Origin of the sequence: Litorimonas sp. RW-G-Af-16 (genome assembly GCF_048319245.1) — a bacterium.
Taxonomy (GTDB): Bacteria; Pseudomonadota; Alphaproteobacteria; order Caulobacterales; family Maricaulaceae; genus Litorimonas.
This window is the reverse complement of record NZ_CP166993.1, coordinates 1,158,351-1,177,363: the sequence shown is the minus strand read 5'-3', so window position 1 is coordinate 1,177,363 and position 19,013 is coordinate 1,158,351. Positions and strand designations below refer to the sequence as shown.

The following is a 19,013-nucleotide window of genomic DNA, read 5'->3' as shown; positions in this document are numbered from 1 at the left end:
TTTAACCTTTAATGGCCAGAAGCGAAATGACCGCGATATTGATTTGCCAGGCAATGAGGAAACCAGCACTTTCAATGAGTTAGAGTTTACTAGCACTGGCGCCATAACGCGTTTCGTAACCGATAACACACTTGAAGTTCAGGGCGATGATTTCAAACAAGACGAGACTTATCTGGGCGGCGGTTTGCGCGCATCCTACGATGTATCAGATCGGCTGACAGTCACAGCGGACGCTTCATATTCCGAAACAGAACGGACGGAGCAGGGGTATCAATTCCGCGTTCAGTCCAACACAACACCCGTCATCGCATGGGATCTGGACAGCGGCATCCCGCAATACGAACTCGTGAATGATACGTTTGATGTGAATGATTATGGTAATTACGTAGATCGTCTACGTATTCGTATCGATAATGACTTCAAGCGTAAGAATACATCTAAAGCCTTGCGACTGGATGCAGAATACGAGGTGGATGCAGGGATTTTCACAACACTTGAGACCGGTGTGCGCTTTTCCAGCCTGGAATATTTGGCACTGGTAGGCGGCAATCGCGGCGACGGAACTCGGACGGAAGTCGAGATTCGTGACAACAACGATGGACGCCTTTATGTTAACAGCGGTAGCGAGACTCGTTCTGCACGTGGCGCGGACGGACTTCTGGATATTATTGGCAGCACAACAAGCGAAGCTGCAGGATGTCATACCGCATTTCCAGAAACTAATTTTCTCAGCTCAGTTCGTGAGGGTGATCTTATCACTAACATCGATAGCGATGGAAATGTCATCAGCTCCACAAACACTTGGGCGACCTTTAACGCGACATGTATCGTGAATACGGGATTGGACGCTATCAATGCGCTGGGCCTAGTTGATCCCATCAGTGCGGGCCTGCCATCACTTCTGGAAGAAAATTCAAGCACAATCGACGTGACAGAAAACGTCACAGCGCTCTATGCGATGACCAGCTACGAAACAGAGTTTGACGGCCTGCCTGTCCGCGGCAATATCGGTCTGCGCGTCTTGCAAACGGACGTCGAATCTATTGGTTACCGCGACGAATATGTCGTTAACGGATCAGACGCGACAGGCTTTACTATCGACACGACGGGCGAAACAGAACGCATTGTGTCTAATTTCGATTACACAACATGGCTGCCAAGTGCGAACATGATTGTTGATTTGAATGATGAGCTACTCTTGCGGGCGGGCGTTTTCCGGGCGCTATCACGTCCTGATCCAGCCGATATGGGCTTTGATCGTGAGCTTGATATTCTGGGTCTGGACGATGACGAAACAGCCGTATCTCGCGCAGATCTGATCACAGGCGTTGACGCTACAGGGAATCCATCGTTCACGCCGCTCACGTCTTGGAATTATGACATTGGCGTGGAATGGTACCCCAACCCAGACTCCATCCTCGCGATTAGCACATATTTGAAACAGTTTAAGGGCGGTTTCGAAAATGTCATACAGGAAGAGACTTACTTGATTGATGGCGTTGCACAAACTTTCAATGTCGTCGTGCCACAAGCCAGCGAAGAAACAAGCAACCTCTTTGGTGTCGAATTGACGGGATCACATCGCTTCTCTTACCTCCCGGGTTTGCTCAGCGGTTTTGGTGTGAAGGGCAGCTATAACTATGCTGAGTCTGACTTTGAGTTTGAAGATAGTCTCTATGGTGATGTATTTCAGCGTCAGCTAAATGGTGAAGTTGTTCAACTTAATCAGGGCATCGTCGCTCCTGCCAATATTCCAGGCTTGTCCAAGCACGTCTTCTCTGGTCAGGTTTACTATCAGATCGGCGATTTGGATTTGCAGGGCATCTACAAATATCGCAGCGACTATTTCCAGCCATTCATCGCAAACGGTAACCGTATCCGCTACGTTGGTGATGTCGGTGTGTTCGAAGCCCGCGCTTCATATAAAATCAACGATAACTTCCGCGTCTCGGTTGAAGCGATTAATCTCTTCGACGAGCCTAAACGCCAGTATAAATGGACGCAGGATGATGTTTACGAAGTTAATGCCTACGGCCCGCGTATCTTTTTCGGTCTGAGAGGCAAGTTCTAGGGCGGCAAATCTGACACGATTTAAGACCCTTGATTAGCACGGCCCTCCCTGAGGCGCCGTGCTTTTTTGTGTTTGAAATAAGCAAATCGGATTATGGTCAAGCAGGCTGTCAGGCCAATTTTAAGGACAACATTCCTCAAAACTAAAATTGGTATAGACATTCCCTGTATCTTTGCTCTAGGCTTCAATAAGATTCAGGAGAACAAAACAAATGGCTGATAAGCGTCTCTACCACCAAGTTGCCAATCAAATCTTGGAATTGATCGACTCTGGCGTTTTTCCGCCTGGCAGTCGCTTGCCAGGCGAACGCGACTTGGCCGAGAAATTTGGCGTTAGTCGTGTATCTATTCGCGAGGCTGAAATAGCTTTGCAAGCGCAAGGGCGCCTCGACATTAGAGTCGGTTCAGGCGCTTATGTTTTGGATGCAAGTGATTTACCCGCGAACGGTTTACCGCGCGTTGGGCCATTTGAGTTAACAGAGGCGAGGGCGCTTTTTGAAGCTGAGTCAGCTGCGCTCGCCGCGCCTATTATTACAGATGAGCATATCGCGGAACTTGAGAATTATATCAATATTATGTCTGGTAAAGTGAAGGCAGACATTACACCCGATCAGGCTGATGAGGCCTTTCATCTGACGATAGCGCGCGCCACGAACAACCACGCAATTATGTTTGTGATTGATAGCATGTGGAAAATGCGGACTGAAGCGGCACAGTTACAGAAGGTTTACAGATCCGTCTGTGACCGCGATAGCAGCCACCGCGAAGACGAACATCAAGCCATATTAAATGCACTCAAAAAACGCGACTCAGGGGCAGCGCGGTCAGCTATGCGTGCACATTTCACGCGAATGATCGAAGCTCTCCTTGTCGCGTCAGAGCAAGAAGCGTATCAAGAAGTTAAACGTAAAGCATCAGAGAGCCGATCACGGTTTTTGCTCACGAAACAACTCCATTAACACCTTCCTTGAAGGCGCGTTGTTATTCTTGATGACTAATTTTGGCCTGACCGAACAAGCTTGATGTATGTCTATACCAATATATGTAAATTGGTTTTAGTTACTGGTTGACACTTGGTGTGTAATTGCTGATATTTTCTAGACAATAAATACCTTGAGTCCATCAAGGCAAAACTCCGCGCACGATCGTCACATACTTGGCGATAGATATGACGGGGGCAGATAGGGGATTACTCATGCGACTGACGTCATTATCATTACGGGTCGTGTGTTTAACAACAGTCTCAATCTGCCTTGCCTCATGCAGCGCCAATGCCGAAGAATTTCTGGTCAAAGATCAAGCGGCGTATAAAGTTGCGGTTAAAGATGCCCGACCTGGCGACGTCATCAAACTCGCCAATGGCACGTGGGATGATTTTGAGATTGTCTTTACGGGCAAAGGCAAAAAAGGTGCGCCGATTACGCTCACAGCTGAAACGAAAGGTGAGGTTGTTCTGACGGGGCAATCCAATCTGCGCATAGGCGGTGACTACCTAGAAGTATCTGGCCTCGTTTTTCGGGACGGCTATACCCCTACGCAAGAGGTCATTAGCTTCCGCCGCGATAAATCTACCCTCGCGAATAATTCTCGCGTGACCGAAATCGTTATTGACAATTATAGTAACCCTGAGCGCCAAGAGCCTGATTTCTGGGTTATGATGTATGGTAAGAATAACCGGTTTGATCACAACCATTTAGTCGGCAAGCGCAATCGCGGTGTGACTATGGCCGTACGTCTGGACTCAAATGAGAGCCAAGAAAACAATCACCGTATTGACCATAATTATTTCGGCCCACGATCCATTCTTGGCTCTAATGGCGGCGAAACCTTACGCATCGGCACAAGCCATCACTCCCTCTCTGACAGCTTGACCGTTGTTGAGAACAACTACTTTGATCGCTGTGACGGTGAATTAGAAATTATTTCTAATAAGTCGGGGCGGAATACATTCCGAAACAATACATTCTTCCAATCGCGCGGTACGCTAACCATGCGTCACGGCAATAATAATCTGATCGAAGGCAACGTGTTCTTTGGGAACGATGCCGATCATACGGGCGGTATTCGTGTGATTAATGCGGGTCAGACGATCCAAAACAATTATATGGAGCGTTTAAAAGGCACACGCTTTGGCGGCGCTCTGGTTGTGATGAACGGCGTTCCTAATTCACCCATCAACCGATATCATCAGGTCAAAGATGCGACGATTGTGCAAAACTCGATCATCGATAGTGACCATATTCAGCTTGGTGCTGGCAGTGATGAAGAGCGCAGTGCAGTTCCGATCGACAGTCGTTTTGTGGATAATCTGATTTATCATTCTGACAGGCTCAATACGTTCACTGTTTATGACGATATGTCAGGCATTACCTTCGCGGATAATGTTCTGGTTGGCGAATCTTCTCCTGATTTAAAAGTGGGCTTTGTGCCTCAAGATTTGACGCTGCAGCGTGCCGAGAATGGACTACTATATCCCACAGATAACAGCATCAGCGAAGGCGTCTCGCGCGATTTAAAGGTAACGACTAAGGACATGACGGGCGTGTCGTGGTATCCGAAAACAGAGCCGCTAGTGCCATTCGGGTCGGGCCAAAAGATCACAGTCAAACCAGGCGACACAGTCTTATCAACCGCACTGGCCACTGCTAAATCTGGCGATACGATCGTGCTTTCGCCGGGCGACTATACAGTCAGTAAATTTCTGAAACTGGATAAAACCCTCACATTTGAAGGGCAGGGCGAAGTTAACCTGGTTTTCGAACGCTCCGCTATGTTCGAAATTCAAGATGGCGGCAGTTTGAAATTGGTGGGATTGAATATCTCTGGCGCGGAAAGCCCCGATTATGCTGGCAATGCCGTTATCCGAACATCACCATATTCTATGTTGCAAAACTACCGTTTGGAAATCATCAATAGCAATTTCCGCGATCTTGATACCAATCATAGCTTTAACGTCATGTCTGGGGCGAAAGGCACAATGGCAGATAATATCCTGATCGAGAATTCGAACTTTGAGAATGTGAGTGGAACAATTCTCAAGCTAGATAAAGAGAACGATGACTATGGTATTTATAATGCGGAATACGTCACAATCAAAAATTCTACATTTGATAATATAGGGCAGGGGATCATTGATTATTACCGCGGCGGCACCGACGAAAGCACCTTCGGCCCTCACTTTGGAATGACAGGTTCAACCATAGCGGATGTAGGGTTTGACAAACGTAATAAGACAAAGTCATCGATTTATTTGCAGGGCGTGCAAGTCACAAATATCACGGGGAATACGTTCAAAAATAGCAAGCCTTTCCTGATCAATCACACGGTCGGCGAGCCTAAAACACGTATTACCAATAATGCGTTTCAGAAAACGGCTGCGCCAATCGTCAATGAACTCAATAGTGCGTTAGAGAATACCGCTATTATTGAGAATAATACAGGGTTGTCGAAATAATGCGATTACTTGCAAATCTTTTACTCGGGGGAGCGCTCCTCTCAGGTTTTGTGGCATGTTCACCTGCTTCACAATCCTCTACGGGGGGCGTGGACGCACCTTATTTCGGCCCAACATTCGCCGACACACAGGCGCAAGCTGAAGCGCGGATCAAAGCTCAAATGGCGCTCCCGATAACTGTACCAACACCCAAGGATGCGGGTGGTGGCTATACGCATGAGCAACATAAGAATAATGCAAAGCTTATATATGATGCCAGTATGCTCTACAAATTGACGGGTGAAGCGGCCTACGCTGATTTTGCTGCGCAGTTGTTGACAGCCTATGCGGACGTCTATCCGAATTGGGGCGAGCATCCCGCCAAGAAAGAACAATCGCCGGGACGCATGTTCTGGCAAAACCTCAATGAAAGCTGGTGGTTAGTGAATGTTATTCAGGGCTATGACGCTGTGAAGGACACATTGACACCTGCTTTACGCGATCACATCGAGACAGATTTACTTCGCAATATGGCCGACTTTTTATCAGAGGGTTCGCCAGAAACATTTGATAAAATCCATAATCACGGCACATGGGCGACTGCTGCCGTTGGGATGACTGGCTACGTTATAGGCGATAAAGAGTATTCCGATAAAGCTTTGTTGGGCCTTGATAAATCAGGAGAACGCGGCTTCATCAAACAGCTTGATGAGTTGTTTTCGCCAGATGGCTACTACAATGAAGGCCCATATTATCAGCGATACGCTCTGATGCCTTTTGTGCTATTTGGTCAAGCTATTGAGGCTAATGAGCCAGAGCGTGAGATTTTCAAATATCGCGATGGTATTCTGAAAAAAGCGATCTATAGCACGGTGCATCAAAGCTATAACGGTCTGTTTTTTCCCATCAATGATGCTTTGAAGGATAAAGGAATTGCAACGACAGAGCTACTCTACGGTGTTTCCATTGCCTATGATTTAACGGGCGACCCGACGCTGCTGTCTGTCGCAGAAGCGCAGGGTAAATTCGTTTTGACGCCCGAAAGCCGTGCTGTGTCCGAGGCTTTGATCGCAGGAAAAGCGGAACCGTTTGAATTTGCGTCAATGCGCTTATCAGATGGTAAAAATGGGGATGAGGGGGCGCTCGATATTATGCGCAGTTCGTCTGATCCTAAAGCGCAAGCTTTGATCATGAAGAACACATCACAAGGTCTTGGCCATGGTCACTTTGATAAGATGGGGATCCTCTATTACAATAATGGTCAGGAAGTTCTGCGGGATTACGGCGCAGCACGTTTTCTTAATATTGAAGCTAAATACGGCGGTCATTACCTGCCCGAAAACAATGCTTTTGCGAAACAGACGATTGCGCACAACGCGCTTGTCGTTGACCAAGAGAGCCATTTTGGGGGCAGCACAAGTCTTGGCAACAAACATCATCCGAAAATTGGTGTATTTGAAATATCGCCAAACCTGACAGTGTCGTCGGCTGAAATTGATACGGCTTATCCTGATGTGCGCCTCGGCCATACGGTCGCGATGATTTCAGATTCAGCGCTACCGAAGCCCGTTATTGTGGACCTCATGGAAGCGCATAGCGACAATGTTCATCAGTATGACCTACCATTTTATTATAACGGGCAACTGATCGACACAAATTTTGAGCTTGCAGCTGACCGAACTTCGCGCAGCCTGCTGGGAGAAGGCAACGGTTATGAATTTTTGTGGAAAGTCGCTGAGGCTGAACCAGTTGACGGCTTAGCGCAGATGACATGGTTGCTAGACAGGCAGTTTTACACGATCACGTCGTCCACGCCTAAATCTGGCACAGTAATCTTCGCCGAAATCGGTGCCAATGATCCAAACTTCAATCTCAGGCGTGAGCCTGCCATGATTTTTCGCGCAGAGCAGGGGGACGGTGTCTCATATCTCTCTGTTATCGAACCTCACGGCGAGTATAATCCAACCGTAGAATTTACAGTCGACAGCTATAGCGCGATTGCGAAAGTCGAACATTTTGAGGCAGATGCAAACGAATTCGTTCAAATCACGCTCAAGACAGGGGAGGTTATTGGTCTTGCTATGGCTGGAGATCAGGCGGACGCAAAACAACACAGCGCAAACTTTAACAATAAAACCTATGAGTGGACGGGGGCCTATCGCCTTTTTAGCTCTGAAGAGATGAAATAGGTAATAGGGGACTAGGCATGAAAAAGAACTTCCGTTGGATCATTGTGATCCTCGTCGCGATTGCGACAATTATTAATTACATTGACCGCGGAGCGCTTGGCTTCCTTTGGCCTGAGATTTCTGAAGATATTGGTCTAACGAAAACGGATTATGCGATCATTCTGAATGTTTTCACCTTCGCCTATGCGTTTGGTCAGACTTTGTTCGGCAAAATTTTTGACTGGATCGGCACGCGGATGGGCTTTGTTTTGTCAATCGTCGTCTGGTCGCTCGCCACTATGGCTCACGCATTCTCACATAGCCTTTTAACTTTCGGCCTCTTTCGCGGTATTTTGGGTGTCTCCGAAGCTGGTAACTGGCCCGGTGCCACGAAAGCGAATGCGGAGTGGTTCCCGATCAAAGAACGCGCATTGGCACAAGGCATTTTCAATTCAGGGGCAGCGATTGGCGGCATCGTTTCAGCGCCCATCATCGCGTATTTGTTCGTCTTTCTCGATAGCTGGCGGGCGACGTTTATCGTGCTGGGTGGTCTGGGTTTCCTGTGGCTTATTCCGTGGCTAATCATTTATAAATCAGGCCCAGAAGATCACCCATGGCTGTCAGAAGATGAACGTCAATATATCCTTACAGGTCAGCGTGACCAAGAAACCAATGAGGTTGCGAGCTACGCACCTGGATCAGGTGAAATTCTCTCTCGTAAAGAGAGTTGGGGCGTGATCATGGCGTCATTTTTCTGCGACCCAATTTGGTGGTTGTTTGTAGGTTGGCTCCCGCTCTATTTGTCGGAAACCTACGGATTTGGTGTCGCCGAAATCGGGAAATACGCTTGGATACCTTACGTTGGTGCTATGGTTGGGGCTTGGTTTGGTGGCCTGTTGGCTCAAAACCGTATCAGCGCTGGCTGGACTGTAAATAAAACGCGTAAGACTGTGATTACACTTGGTGGCCTGATTATGCTTGTTTCGCTTCTGCTCACGATGAAGGCCGCAACGCCGCTCTTTGCCGTCATGCTGATGGCCGTGATCCTTTTTGGCTTCCAGACAGCAGTTGGTAACATTCAGACTCTCCCAAGTGATTTTTACAGCGGTAAATCCGTTGGCACATTGGCCGGTTATGCAGGAACGGCGGCTAAACTGGCGGTGGTCTTGCTGAACTTCTTGATTCCTGTGATTACAGTCAACAGCTACGCACCTGCCTTCGCAGTCGGGGCAGGGCTCGCAATTATGACGGTTCTGTCTGTCTTTTTCTTCTGCGGGAATATAGGGTCGTTGAAAGACCCTAAACTTGCATCAGTAGAATAACTCACCCAAACTTTAATTCGAACTAGGAAAAATATTATGCATGACCTCAAAGGAAAAGTCGCAATCGTCACGGGCGGTACACGCGACATTGGCCGATCTTGCGCCGTTAAACTCGCTGAAGCGGGCGCGAAAGTCGTCGTCAATTATAATAGCAGTAAAGAGGCTGGCGACGAGACGATCAAACTCATCGAGGGAGCAGGGGGCACGGCTATCCTCGTCAAAGGCGATATGACGAAAAAGTCTGATGTCGACGCGCTCGTCGCAGAAACGCAAAAGGCATTCGGGAAAGACATCCATGTCTTGGTCAATAATGTCGGTGGTTTGGTCGCGCGTAAAAAGCTCGCAGAAATGGATGAAGCGTTTTTCAATCAGGTTATGCACCTCAACATGAACTCAACATTTCTCGCAATGCAAGCCGTCGTGCCGCACATGCCAAAGGGCAGTGCGGTCGTGAACATGGCGTCACTCGCAGGGCGTGACGGCGGCGGTGGCGGCGCATCTGCTTACTCCACAGCGAAAGGCGCAGTGATCACATTCACACGCGGCATGGCGAAAGAGTTAGGCCCTCAAGGTATTCGGGTTAACGCACTCTGCGCTGGCATGATCGACACAACTTTCCATGACACATTTACGCCAGATACAGTTCGTACACACGTCGAAAATACAGTCCCGCTACGTCGTCAGGGTCACCCAGATGACGTCGCCAATGCCATGATGTTCCTCGCTACAGATCAGTCGTCTTATTTGACCGGTGTGAATATGGACATCAATGGCGGCATGTTCTTCTCATAGTTGTCAAAACACTTGGGCTCTATCGGGGGGATAATGAGCCTAATACCCAACCCGCAGGCCAAGTCTGCGGGTTGTCGTATATTTGCTTATGACCTCTATATTTCTCACTAAATTCCTGTAAACACGGAGCAGAGTAGAAATTATATAGGTGCAAAGCGCCTGATCCTTAAGCCAGTCACTTATTCGCATAATGTTTATTATGAGAAATGAGTGGGGTTAGTTATTACGATCAGGGCTCCAAGTCGGGTCTTGTCGTCCAACCCACAATCCATTGCCACGCAAGTCATCACAGCCGAGATCGCTGGTCTCGAGACATTGCGCGCTTCTATTGGCGACAGCTTTGATGCGGCCGTCAATACCATTCTATCAGCAAAGAATTATCTCGTCGTAGTGGGCGTTGGAAAATCTGGTCATATCGGACGGAAAATTGCTGCCAGTTTTGCATCAACGGGCACGCCAAGCTTTTTTATGCACCCCACAGAAGCGTCTCACGGCGATTTGGGCATGATAAGTCAAGGCTGCGTCTTGCTAGCCCTATCAAATTCAGGAGAAAGCCAAGAATTACGGGCAGTTACGGCATATTCTAAAGGTTTAGGTGTGCCGATCATTGCAATTACTGCGAACCCGAATTCGAGCTTAGGCAAAGCCGCAGACACGATTTTGGCATTGCCCCGCGTCGAAGAAGCCTGCCCGAACGGCCTCGCCCCCACAACATCAACCACAAACACACTCGCGCTCGGCGACGCGCTTATGGTAGCTGTGATGCAAGCACGAGGCTTCACGCAAGATGATTTTGGTCGCAGGCACCCTGCTGGAAAACTGGGTCTTCGATTGCAAACAGTCGCAGATTGGCGGCTGGCACATCCGCAAGATTTACCAATGATAACACCCGAAACACCCATGAAAGAGACTGTCTTGACCGTATCGCGTGGCGGCAAAGGCTGTGCTGCAGTTGTTGATGGAGCCCAAAATTTGATCGGCATGATCACAGATGGCGATATACGTCGTGCGATGGAAAAACATAATGAAAACAGTGACTTCTTTAGTTTTTCTGCTGTAGATATTATGACCCCCTCTCCCCTAACCCTCTCAATGGGTATGCGTATGGGGGATGTCGTAAAGCTGTTTAGTGATCGCCGCATCGGCAACGCTTTCGTCACTGATGACGGTAAACCTGTGGCCCTGATTGATCTTAAATCCCTGCTTGAAGATGGTTATGTATAAGCAATCGATCATCGTTATCCCTGCGCGGATGGGCAGTACGCGCTTCCCCGGGAAGCCATTGGCTAAAATTGCAGGCGTTTCTATGGTGCGCCGCACAGCCGATATAGCCAATCAAACGGGACAGCCTTTCGTGATAGCTACTGATCACGCCGACATTGTTGCGCATTGCGAGGAATTTGGCCTGCCTTGTGTTATAACTGATGCAAATCTCCGCACTGGGTCAGACCGCGCGTTAGTAGCTGCTAAAGCTGTTGCACCAGACGCACAGATCATCGTTAACTTGCAAGGCGACGCGCCGTTTACGCCTGTCGCGCATTTGCAAGCCGTCATCGAAGCACTCCATGAGAGCGATGATGATATTGCGACGCCTTATGTGCAACTGGGTTGGGTCGCGTTGGATCAACTGCGTCAGGATAAGCTGACCACACCGTTTTCAGGCACCACACTTATTACCGACTTAGATGAGCGCGCCGTTTGGTTCTCTAAAACGATCATCCCGACCATACGCAATGAAGCCGCATTACGTGCAGCTCAACCCCTCTCCCCTGTGCGGCGCCATGTTGGCCTATATGCATTTAGAAAGCCTGCTTTGGAGCGTTTTGTGGGCTTAGCCGAGAGCCGCTATGAATTGTTGGAGGGCCTAGAACAGTTGCGTGCAATAGAGAACGGCTTGACGATCAAAGCGGTTGCTGTTGATCCGCCCGATGTCGCAACCCCCGGCATTGATACGCCAGATGATTTGCGCCGCGCGGAAGCGCTGATCCGCAAGCATGGCGATCCGTTTAAGGGACATTGATATGGCGCGCATCATCATTTTGCGTCATGGGAACACCTTTGATCCTAGCGATGTTGTAACGCGCGTTGGCGGGCGAACAGATTTACCATTGTCAAATTCTGGCGTGGCTCAAGCCAAAGCAATCGCAGCGCATTTTAAAGGTCAGACGTTTACTCACGTCTACTGTTCTCCTTTGCGGCGGACACGACAAACGGCAGAAATCGTAGCGGGGCGAGCAGAGACGCTCCCATTCTTGACAGAAATAGATTATGGCCCTGACGAGAATAAACCCGAGGCTGAGGTCGTAGCGCGTCTTGGACAAGAGGCGATTGAGGCGTGGGACAGCGCAGCGATTGTGCCTAATGGATGGCGTGTTAATCCCGCACAAATCAAATCTGACTGGACAGCATTTCTCGCAGCTTATGCTGATCAGCCAGGAGATATTCTTGTGGTGACAAGCAATGGAACTGCAAGGTTCCTCTTCGATGTAACTCACACCGCAGAAGCATTTGAAAGAAAGTTGAAAACGGGCGCATATGGCACCATTGCGTATCACGACGGCTTTCCAACAATTACCTCTTGGAATATTCGGCCCTAAAGCGGTTCAACGATCATCCCGTCAAAAGCAGGTTTCGCCGCCGGTGGTAGCTCTTCGGATAGTGTTTGATAATCCATATCAATATGTAAATTAGTCAACACAGCCTGCCGCGTTTGTGTCTTCGCTATCCAAGCCAACGTCTTGTCAGCATGTGCGTGCGTGGGGTGATCATTATATCTTAGCGCATCCACGATCCATGTGTTCATTCCTCGGAGCGTCTCCAAAGCTGCTGTGTTAATTCCCCAAACGTCAGGTGAATATGCCAGTAAGTCATTGAATACGAAGCCTAGCGAGGGTGTTGAGCCGTGGCTGACTTCCAACACTTTTACCGAAATATCGCCGCCCGCACCGGACACAGTGATCACGTCATTATTTTTGATCAAGGGCTGCAAGTCTAAAATCGGGGGATGTACCCGACCTTCTGGCATTTCAAAGCAATATTGAAACCGCGTCCACACATGCTCTTTTGTGTGTGCGTCCATATAGGTCGGCACCTGCTTGCGCATGCGGTAGGCGATCGCGCGCAAATCATCAATGCCATGACTTTGGTCCGCATGATCATGTGTATAAAGCAGCGCATCAAGATGTTGCGTTTCGGCTCGCAATAACTGTTCTCTTAGATCTGGAGAACTATCGATAAGGATCGTTGTCATCTCTGATTGATCATCTGGACACTCTTTTCCCTGCCACGCTTGGACTAGAATGGAACTACGAGAGCGTCTGTTTTTAGGCTCATTAGGATCGCACGCGCCCCAATCGCCACCAACACGTGGCACGCCACCAGAAGATCCACAGCCCAAAATGATCGCCCGAATACCCATTTAACGCACAGCCTTTTGAAATAGGTTGAAGAAAGCATCAGTTGTGCGTTGCGCCGTTTCGTCAAAACTCCAACCCTTCACATCGGCAAGTCCTTGGCAAACTTCCCGCACAAAAGCGGGTTCATTTCGTCGCCCGCGATGCGGTATGGGGGCAAGATAGGGACAATCTGTCTCCAGCATGATACGGTCATCTGGCATGGCTCTGGCGAGCGCGCGCACGTCGTGTGCATTTTTAAAGGTTAGGATGCCCGACACTGAGAAATAAAAATCCTGATCGCTCGCCCATTCTGCCAATTCGGGACCAGATGTGTAGCAATGTAATTCCGCTGGAAAGTGTTTGTGATCAAGGGCTTGTTTGAGGGTCTCCATCATTAACTCATCAGCCTCACGAGTGTGAATTATCAATGGCAACTGTGTTTCTTGCGAGGCTATAATGTGTGCCTTGAAATTTGTGATCTGTGCCTCTTGGCTGCTATAGCCATAGTGGAAGTCAAACCCCGTTTCGCCAATCCCGATCACTTTCGGATGTTGTGCCATTTCAATCAGCTGGTCAGGCGTAATGTCAGGGTTGTCTTTGGCGTCATGAGGATGCGTGCCGACGCTGGCAAAGATGTTGGCCCCCCGTTCTGCAACTTCTATGACGGCGTCAAAATCTTTGATGTTGCAACAAATATTGAGCATATACCCAATGTCAGCCTCGCCCGCGCGCGCGATAACATCGTCCAAATCATCAGCAAATTTTTCGCCGTGTAAATTTACGTGACTATCAACGAGCATTAGGCGGTCCTTATTGCTGACAGTGTATCAAACATAGCCGCTATTTTGTCGAGGTTGATCGCACTCTCGCGCTGTTGTGTCTCAACCACTTGCTCGCTGAGTTTTGCCCAAGTCTGTGGAGATTTTGCGACAGGCAGAGGTTTAAACGCTCCTGTCCATTCCCCTGTCACCGAAAAGACAGCTTGGTGTTGCAATATATCGGCCAAACCCTCCCAAAACATATCGCGCGTGCCAAGATTGGACTGCATAGCCAGAGTCTTAGCTAGCGTCATATCGGTCGAATGACTGTGCGACCCTAGTGATGACAAAAAACGGGAGAGTGGTATTAGCACCGTGTCAGAATTGCGGGCTAAGGCTAGCGCTTTCCCCGGGGCGCCGCGGGATAGACCAATAGCCGCATTTTTGATCTCTTCACTCGCGTCAATATGGTGGCTGAGCCACCCACCAATGTCGTCCTTAGGCACAGGGCGCAGCTCTAGCGCCATACAACGCGAGCGGATAGTTGGGAGTAACTGCCCTGGCGCAGATGATAGTAATATAAACAAAGTCCGCTCTGGCGGTTCCTCGAGCAGTTTCAAAATAGCGTTTTCTGAATTGCGGTTTAACTCATCCGCACGATCAATTAGGCACACACGCCACCCACTATCAGACCCTGCAGTTTTTTGGAAAAATGTAGAAAGCGCGCGGACTTCGTCTACAGGAATTTCAGTCTTGATCTTCTTCGTTTTATGATCATAGGGACGACGGATCAGTTTAAAATTCTCGTGACCTAACGCCGCAATGCGTTGTGCCACGGGATCGCTTGCTGGGATGTTCAAGCTGTTGGTCAGAAGGCTTTCACCTCCCAGCATATACCTAATAATGCGATAGGCCAGTGTGGCTTTCCCTATGCCAGGCGCACCCGTGATCAACCAAGCATGATGCAACCGACCTGACTGCCTAGCTTTGATGAAACGGGCCTCGGCGTCAGCATGTCCAATCAGGTCATAAACATGGCGGGGATGCAGACAGCCATCGGCGCAATCTGCCTCCGGGAATGTCTCGATTTCCGCCTGACGCATAACGCAGCTCTAACTGGCTGCACGGCTCAATTTGCCGGCAAATTCAGGGTATTTTTGCGTCATCGCATGGAGGATACGCGTGTGGACGCCGCTTCGAGTTTCGTCTGCATCTATCGTCACAACACGGTCAGGTTCAGATTTTGCGATTTCAAGGAAAGCGTCGCGGAGTTTTTTATGGAAGGCAATGTCTTCGGTGTCAAAACGCGACATCAATTCACCACGCGTCTCAACACGTTTTTGTGCCATGATGGGGTCCATATCAAATAGGATCGTAATGTCTGGCTCAAAGCCATCCATAACGACTTTATGAACCGCACGAACTTTGTCCGCACCCAACCCACGCGCATAGCCCTGATAGGCTGTGCTGCTGTCGGAGAAACGGTCACTGATGACCCACACGCCGCGATCTAATGCTGGCTTGATTAATTTCTGAACATGATCCAGCCGCGCAGCATACATCAGAAGCAATTCCGTCATGCCCGTCCAGCGATCTTGTGTGCCTTCAAGGACGAGCTTTCGGATTGACTCCGCGCCAAATGTCCCACCTGGCTCGCGGGTGAGTAATGTTTCAATGCCCGCATTTTCCAGCGCTTCAGCCAGCATCTTGGCTTGGGTTGTCTTGCCCGCGCCTTCGCCGCCTTCAAAGGTAATAAATTGTCCGCGTTCTGCCATGATCTAGCCCCTGATCTTATTAAGTAGTGATGTCCATGCTTTACCAAATAATGACTTCGCTTTGACGTCTTGTGTGGCGAAGAGTGGGTAACGCTGTGTGTCCTTGCCAGGTGCACTGATAACTAATTCTGCAATTTTGTCGCCTTTAGCAATCGGTGCGACTGCAGTCACATACTCGACCTTCGCGCTTGTTGATCCGCGCTGCGATATATGCAGACCCATCTTGATGTCTTCGCCCAGTGCGGCTGGAACAGTCGCAGATTTGCCCATGTAGACGTCAACCTCACCAATGACTTGTGCACTTTTATAAAGGTTATAAATCTGGAATTGTGAGAACGCGGCCTCCATCAGAGCAAGGCTCTCAGCCTGGCGCTCAGCTTTATTGGCCAAGCCGTTAATCACAATAATTCGGCGGTCATCGCCACGCTTTGCAGACCCTACTAAACCAAAGCCTGAGGCCTCGGTTGAACCTGTTTTTATACCATCTGCACCCGTTAGCTTTCCTAATAATGGATTACGATTGCTTTGAGTGATGCCGTTCCATGTAAAGCTACGCTCTGAGTATATCGGATAGAACTCTGCGTGTTCGCTAATAAGGTGGCGTGACAGGGACGCCAAATCGACCGCGCTAATTTCATGCTCGGGATGCGGCCAGCCTGTCGAATTACGAAAAGTTGCGCTCTCTAGGCCCAGTGTCTTGGCGCGTGCAGACATTTGTGCCGCAAAGCCGTCTTCTGATCCCGCGAGGCCTTCAGCAAGCGTGATACACGCATCATTGCCAGACTGAATGATTGCACCGCGCAAGAGGTCTTCAACGCGCACTTGAGAGCCAAGTTTGAGAAACATAGTGGAGGAGCCAGATTTTGTTCCGCCGCGACGCCATGCCTCTTCGCTGACAGTGAATTTTGCATCGAGGCTAAGGTTGCCAGACTTGATCGCTTCCAACACCATTTCTACCGTCATGATTTTGGTCATGGACGCAGGTGCCATTGGCTGCCGCGCATTTTTTTCGTAAAGAATTTGTCCAGTCTCAAAATCCATTATCACAGCATGAGGGGCGGCGCTGTTATACTGCGCAAAGGCGGGAGTGGAAATAGACAGCGCGAGCAAAGTCAGGGACGCAGAAGAAAATAGATAACGCAAAAACAAGACTGGCTCCAAGCGACAAGAATCAAAAGGGGCACCCATATGGATGCCCTTCTGAATTGTCATGGCTTTGCGGCAATCGCAAGGCGCAGAGGTGAAGTTTCTTACTTCGTTGTATTCACAACACCGCGGATGAAGCGAGGTTCAGCGACACGGCTGTCATAACTCGCGACATGAATCGGCCCTTTAATGGTCAGCGTTACATCACCACCGTCTTCTGGCATGGCGTCTGGCGCGAGGCGTTGTGGACGGCCAGGTATGACAGGCGCAGGCAGGCTTGGCGGCTCATATTGCGGCGTATCGTATTGTGGCACAGACGGAGCTGGCGCTGGCGTGGCAATAGAGGGCGCTTGCACATAATTATCTTCTGGAAAGGGCACTGGCTGTGCTTCTTGTTTCATCACAGAGCGACTGGCCGCCATGGGGTCGGCAGGGCCAGCATATTGAACGCGGACTTTACCCAAACCTTGCGACTTTGTGATGCCCAATGCACGCGCAGAGGCCTCTGATAAATCGATAATACGATTACCGACAAAAGGCCCGCGATCGTTTAGTCGAACCATCAAAGTCTTGCCATTTTCAAGATTAGTCACAAACAGCATAGAATTAAGCGGCAGGGTCTTGTGCGCAGCTGTGATGTCATTCTTATTAAAAATTTCGCCCGTGGCAGTTGGCTTGCCGTGGAATTTATCACCGTAATAAGAGGCCTGACCTGTGACGTCGTATTTCGGCTCATGCTTAGGTGTGTATGACTTTCCCATGACTGTATAGCGCTTGCCCACACGTTGATGTTTGTAGAGGTCGGGATCAACATTTGCTTGATCGAATGTCTTGCCGGCGCGCGGCGCACGAGTAATGGCGTCTGGTGCCTCGTAAGGGATCGGCGTTGAAAACGGACGTTTGGAACGGGGTAGAGTTGGTTTGGCGAGAGACGCATATTGTGCATTCCCCTTCCCGACTTTATATGTAATCGGTGCTGCTTTGGTCAACTTTGTAACCTTCGTTGTGGCACATCCTGATACACTCACAGATAATGTCGCCGCCAATAAACCCATCAATAAAACACGTTGTTTACCCATCATACTCACCTTTATTACTCGCCCCACCCGGGATATTTGAAAGCGAGACTTATATGCCTCTGTCTTCCGTCAGTATTTGGTAACCTAAATGAGTAAGTTTAAATCGAGGTTCGCAAACAGGCTTAACTTTACGTTCCCAACCACGGTGAGCAAAAGGTTAACGCAGTTCAGATGCAGTTCCTCCAAGATTTGATGAAAAAGGGCTTGAGTGACAGCTAAAAACCCCCTATTCGCCGCCTCGTATTACCGTGTCATATATTGCGCTTTTGCGGGCGGGTGGCAGAGCGGTTGAATGCACCAGTCTTGAAAACTGGCGTGGGGGCAACTCCACCGGGGGTTCGAATCCCTCCCCGCCCGCCACTTCCCTGGGATGTCTAGTGGCCTGAGGAAATGACTTGGCCACACTATACATTAAAGCCGAAACATAAAACGTGCCCATGCTTTTACACTGACCCCAAAAAATGCATCATAGCTCTCTATATTAATCTTAGACAGACTGCCTGCGAGGCCCTAGCTTTGAGGAAATAGATGAGGATGTTTTATGCGTATTTTTGCAACAGCTCTCGTAGCGCTCTCTTTGACAGCGTGTGCGACGACAAATAATCTGAGCAGCAATGAGAGCCGCCTAGACCCTGCCCTTCTCGGGGCTTGGGCATCAGGCACGACATTAGAGGCTTGCGAGACCGAGCAGATAACTTATTTGTCCTCTGACGGTGTCGTTATTGACATGTATAGTAAGGACGGCGCCTTTCATTCATTTGGAAAATGGTCGCGCATCGGTGACGACCTGATCATCACGCATAATGAATTACCGTTGGATGCGACTGGAATATCGGCGCCAGACATCACGCTTGGTATAGTTAAGCTTACGCTAACAAATTTGCATGTTCAGAATAAAAAAGGTGCAGTTCGGGAGCGTATTAAATGCGAAGGCTTGACCATGCGCGCACACAGCGAAGGCAGCGAATATAAATAGCTATATATTTCAGTATTTTATAATTATTTTTGAACAAAAAAAGGCCCAATGCAGATTTAACTACACTGGGCCTTTTCTTTGTTTTCTAGGTTTCTTTGT

At 49.1% G+C, this 19,013-nt stretch carries 16 protein-coding genes and 1 tRNA gene; 11 read left to right on the top strand and 6 right to left on the bottom strand.

Annotated elements, in window-relative coordinates; all coding sequences use genetic code 11:
* Positions 1 to 43: 43 nt before the first annotated feature.
* From AB8615_RS05850 to AB8615_RS05810, 9 genes are all read left to right on the top strand, one after another.
* Complete coding sequence (locus AB8615_RS05850; RefSeq protein ID WP_418152985.1) at positions 44 to 2,071, top strand: TonB-dependent receptor domain-containing protein; 2,028 nt, start codon at positions 44 to 46, stop codon at positions 2,069 to 2,071.
* Positions 2,072 to 2,282: 211 nt separating this feature from the next.
* On the top strand, positions 2,283 to 3,029 hold the full coding sequence (locus tag AB8615_RS05845; RefSeq protein WP_409433975.1) for a FadR/GntR family transcriptional regulator: 747 nt from the start codon (positions 2,283 to 2,285) through the stop codon (positions 3,027 to 3,029).
* A 236-nt stretch (positions 3,030 to 3,265) separates the two neighbouring features.
* On the top strand, positions 3,266 to 5,524 hold the full coding sequence (locus tag AB8615_RS05840) for a chondroitinase-B domain-containing protein (RefSeq protein ID WP_418152983.1): 2,259 nt from the start codon (positions 3,266 to 3,268) through the stop codon (positions 5,522 to 5,524).
* Complete coding sequence (locus AB8615_RS05835) at positions 5,524 to 7,692, top strand: heparinase II/III domain-containing protein (RefSeq protein ID WP_418152982.1); 2,169 nt, start codon at positions 5,524 to 5,526, stop codon at positions 7,690 to 7,692. The genes AB8615_RS05840 and AB8615_RS05835 overlap by 1 nt, the downstream gene beginning before the upstream one ends.
* A gap of 17 nt (positions 7,693 to 7,709) precedes the next feature.
* Entirely contained in the window at positions 7,710 to 8,993 is a 1,284-nt protein-coding gene (locus tag AB8615_RS05830) for an MFS transporter (protein ID WP_409433972.1), read from the top strand.
* Positions 8,994 to 9,029: 36 nt separating this feature from the next.
* Positions 9,030 to 9,785: an SDR family NAD(P)-dependent oxidoreductase gene (locus AB8615_RS05825; RefSeq protein ID WP_409433971.1), complete on the top strand. Its 756-nt coding sequence runs from the start codon at positions 9,030 to 9,032 to the stop codon at positions 9,783 to 9,785.
* A gap of 210 nt (positions 9,786 to 9,995) precedes the next feature.
* Positions 9,996 to 11,009: a KpsF/GutQ family sugar-phosphate isomerase gene (locus tag AB8615_RS05820; protein ID WP_409433970.1), complete on the top strand. Its 1,014-nt coding sequence runs from the start codon at positions 9,996 to 9,998 to the stop codon at positions 11,007 to 11,009.
* Positions 11,002 to 11,805, top strand: coding sequence for a 3-deoxy-manno-octulosonate cytidylyltransferase family protein (locus AB8615_RS05815; protein WP_409433969.1), 804 nt, complete (start codon positions 11,002 to 11,004; stop codon positions 11,803 to 11,805). The genes AB8615_RS05820 and AB8615_RS05815 overlap by 8 nt, the downstream gene beginning before the upstream one ends.
* Before the next feature lies 1 nt (position 11,806).
* The gene (locus AB8615_RS05810; protein WP_409433968.1) at positions 11,807 to 12,382 is read left to right on the top strand and encodes a histidine phosphatase family protein; all 576 of its coding nucleotides are present in this window, start codon (positions 11,807 to 11,809) and stop codon (positions 12,380 to 12,382) included.
* Here the strand turns inward: AB8615_RS05810 and AB8615_RS05805 are convergent.
* The 6 genes from AB8615_RS05805 to AB8615_RS05780 form a co-directional block, all read right to left on the bottom strand.
* Complete coding sequence (locus tag AB8615_RS05805) at positions 12,379 to 13,203, bottom strand: MBL fold metallo-hydrolase (protein WP_418152978.1); 825 nt, start codon at positions 13,201 to 13,203, stop codon at positions 12,379 to 12,381. The genes AB8615_RS05810 and AB8615_RS05805 overlap by 4 nt on opposite strands.
* Positions 13,204 to 13,980, bottom strand: a complete 777-nt coding sequence (locus AB8615_RS05800) for a TatD family hydrolase (protein ID WP_418152976.1) — start codon at positions 13,978 to 13,980, stop codon at positions 13,204 to 13,206.
* A complete protein-coding gene (locus AB8615_RS05795; RefSeq protein WP_409433965.1) occupies positions 13,980 to 15,041 on the bottom strand; it encodes a DNA polymerase III subunit delta' in 1,062 nt (353 codons plus the stop codon). Before AB8615_RS05795 ends, AB8615_RS05800 begins: the two co-directional genes overlap by 1 nt.
* A gap of 9 nt (positions 15,042 to 15,050) precedes the next feature.
* Entirely contained in the window at positions 15,051 to 15,713 is a 663-nt protein-coding gene (gene tmk / locus AB8615_RS05790; RefSeq protein WP_409433964.1) for a dTMP kinase, read from the bottom strand.
* A gap of 3 nt (positions 15,714 to 15,716) precedes the next feature.
* The gene (locus AB8615_RS05785; protein ID WP_409433963.1) at positions 15,717 to 16,901 is read right to left on the bottom strand and encodes a D-alanyl-D-alanine carboxypeptidase family protein; all 1,185 of its coding nucleotides are present in this window, start codon (positions 16,899 to 16,901) and stop codon (positions 15,717 to 15,719) included.
* 62 nt (positions 16,902 to 16,963) lie between these two features.
* Entirely contained in the window at positions 16,964 to 17,941 is a 978-nt protein-coding gene (locus AB8615_RS05780) for a septal ring lytic transglycosylase RlpA family protein (RefSeq protein ID WP_418152973.1), read from the bottom strand.
* A 267-nt stretch (positions 17,942 to 18,208) separates the two neighbouring features.
* Between AB8615_RS05780 and AB8615_RS05775 the strand changes: the two genes are divergently transcribed.
* Both AB8615_RS05775 and AB8615_RS05770 read left to right on the top strand, forming a co-directional pair.
* A tRNA-Ser gene (locus tag AB8615_RS05775) sits at positions 18,209 to 18,298 on the top strand.
* Positions 18,299 to 18,479: 181 nt separating this feature from the next.
* On the top strand, positions 18,480 to 18,914 hold the full coding sequence (locus tag AB8615_RS05770) for a hypothetical protein (protein ID WP_409433961.1): 435 nt from the start codon (positions 18,480 to 18,482) through the stop codon (positions 18,912 to 18,914).
* Positions 18,915 to 19,013 lie beyond the last annotated feature (99 nt).

Excerpts from the sequence above, each read along its gene's own strand:
- AB8615_RS05845 (WP_409433975.1), top strand. The coding sequence starts at position 2,283 with ATGGCTGATAAGCGTCTCTACCACCAAGTTGCCAATCAAATCTTGGAA.
- AB8615_RS05840 (WP_418152983.1), top strand. The coding sequence starts at position 3,266 with ATGCGACTGACGTCATTATCATTACGGGTCGTGTGTTTAACAACAGTC.
- AB8615_RS05835 (WP_418152982.1), top strand. The coding sequence starts at position 5,524 with ATGCGATTACTTGCAAATCTTTTACTCGGGGGAGCGCTCCTCTCAGGT.
- AB8615_RS05830 (WP_409433972.1), top strand. The coding sequence starts at position 7,710 with ATGAAAAAGAACTTCCGTTGGATCATTGTGATCCTCGTCGCGATTGCG.
- AB8615_RS05825 (WP_409433971.1), top strand. The coding sequence starts at position 9,030 with ATGCATGACCTCAAAGGAAAAGTCGCAATCGTCACGGGCGGTACACGC.
- AB8615_RS05815 (WP_409433969.1), top strand. The coding sequence starts at position 11,002 with ATGTATAAGCAATCGATCATCGTTATCCCTGCGCGGATGGGCAGTACG.
- AB8615_RS05810 (WP_409433968.1), top strand. The coding sequence starts at position 11,807 with ATGGCGCGCATCATCATTTTGCGTCATGGGAACACCTTTGATCCTAGC.
- AB8615_RS05805 (WP_418152978.1), bottom strand. The coding sequence starts at position 13,203 with ATGGGTATTCGGGCGATCATTTTGGGCTGTGGATCTTCTGGTGGCGTG.
- AB8615_RS05800 (WP_418152976.1), bottom strand. The coding sequence starts at position 13,980 with ATGCTCGTTGATAGTCACGTAAATTTACACGGCGAAAAATTTGCTGAT.
- AB8615_RS05795 (WP_409433965.1), bottom strand. The coding sequence starts at position 15,041 with ATGCGTCAGGCGGAAATCGAGACATTCCCGGAGGCAGATTGCGCCGAT.
- tmk (WP_409433964.1), bottom strand. The coding sequence starts at position 15,713 with ATGGCAGAACGCGGACAATTTATTACCTTTGAAGGCGGCGAAGGCGCG.
- AB8615_RS05785 (WP_409433963.1), bottom strand. The coding sequence starts at position 16,901 with ATGGGTGCCCCTTTTGATTCTTGTCGCTTGGAGCCAGTCTTGTTTTTG.
- AB8615_RS05780 (WP_418152973.1), bottom strand. The coding sequence starts at position 17,941 with ATGATGGGTAAACAACGTGTTTTATTGATGGGTTTATTGGCGGCGACA.
- AB8615_RS05770 (WP_409433961.1), top strand. The coding sequence starts at position 18,480 with ATGCGTATTTTTGCAACAGCTCTCGTAGCGCTCTCTTTGACAGCGTGT.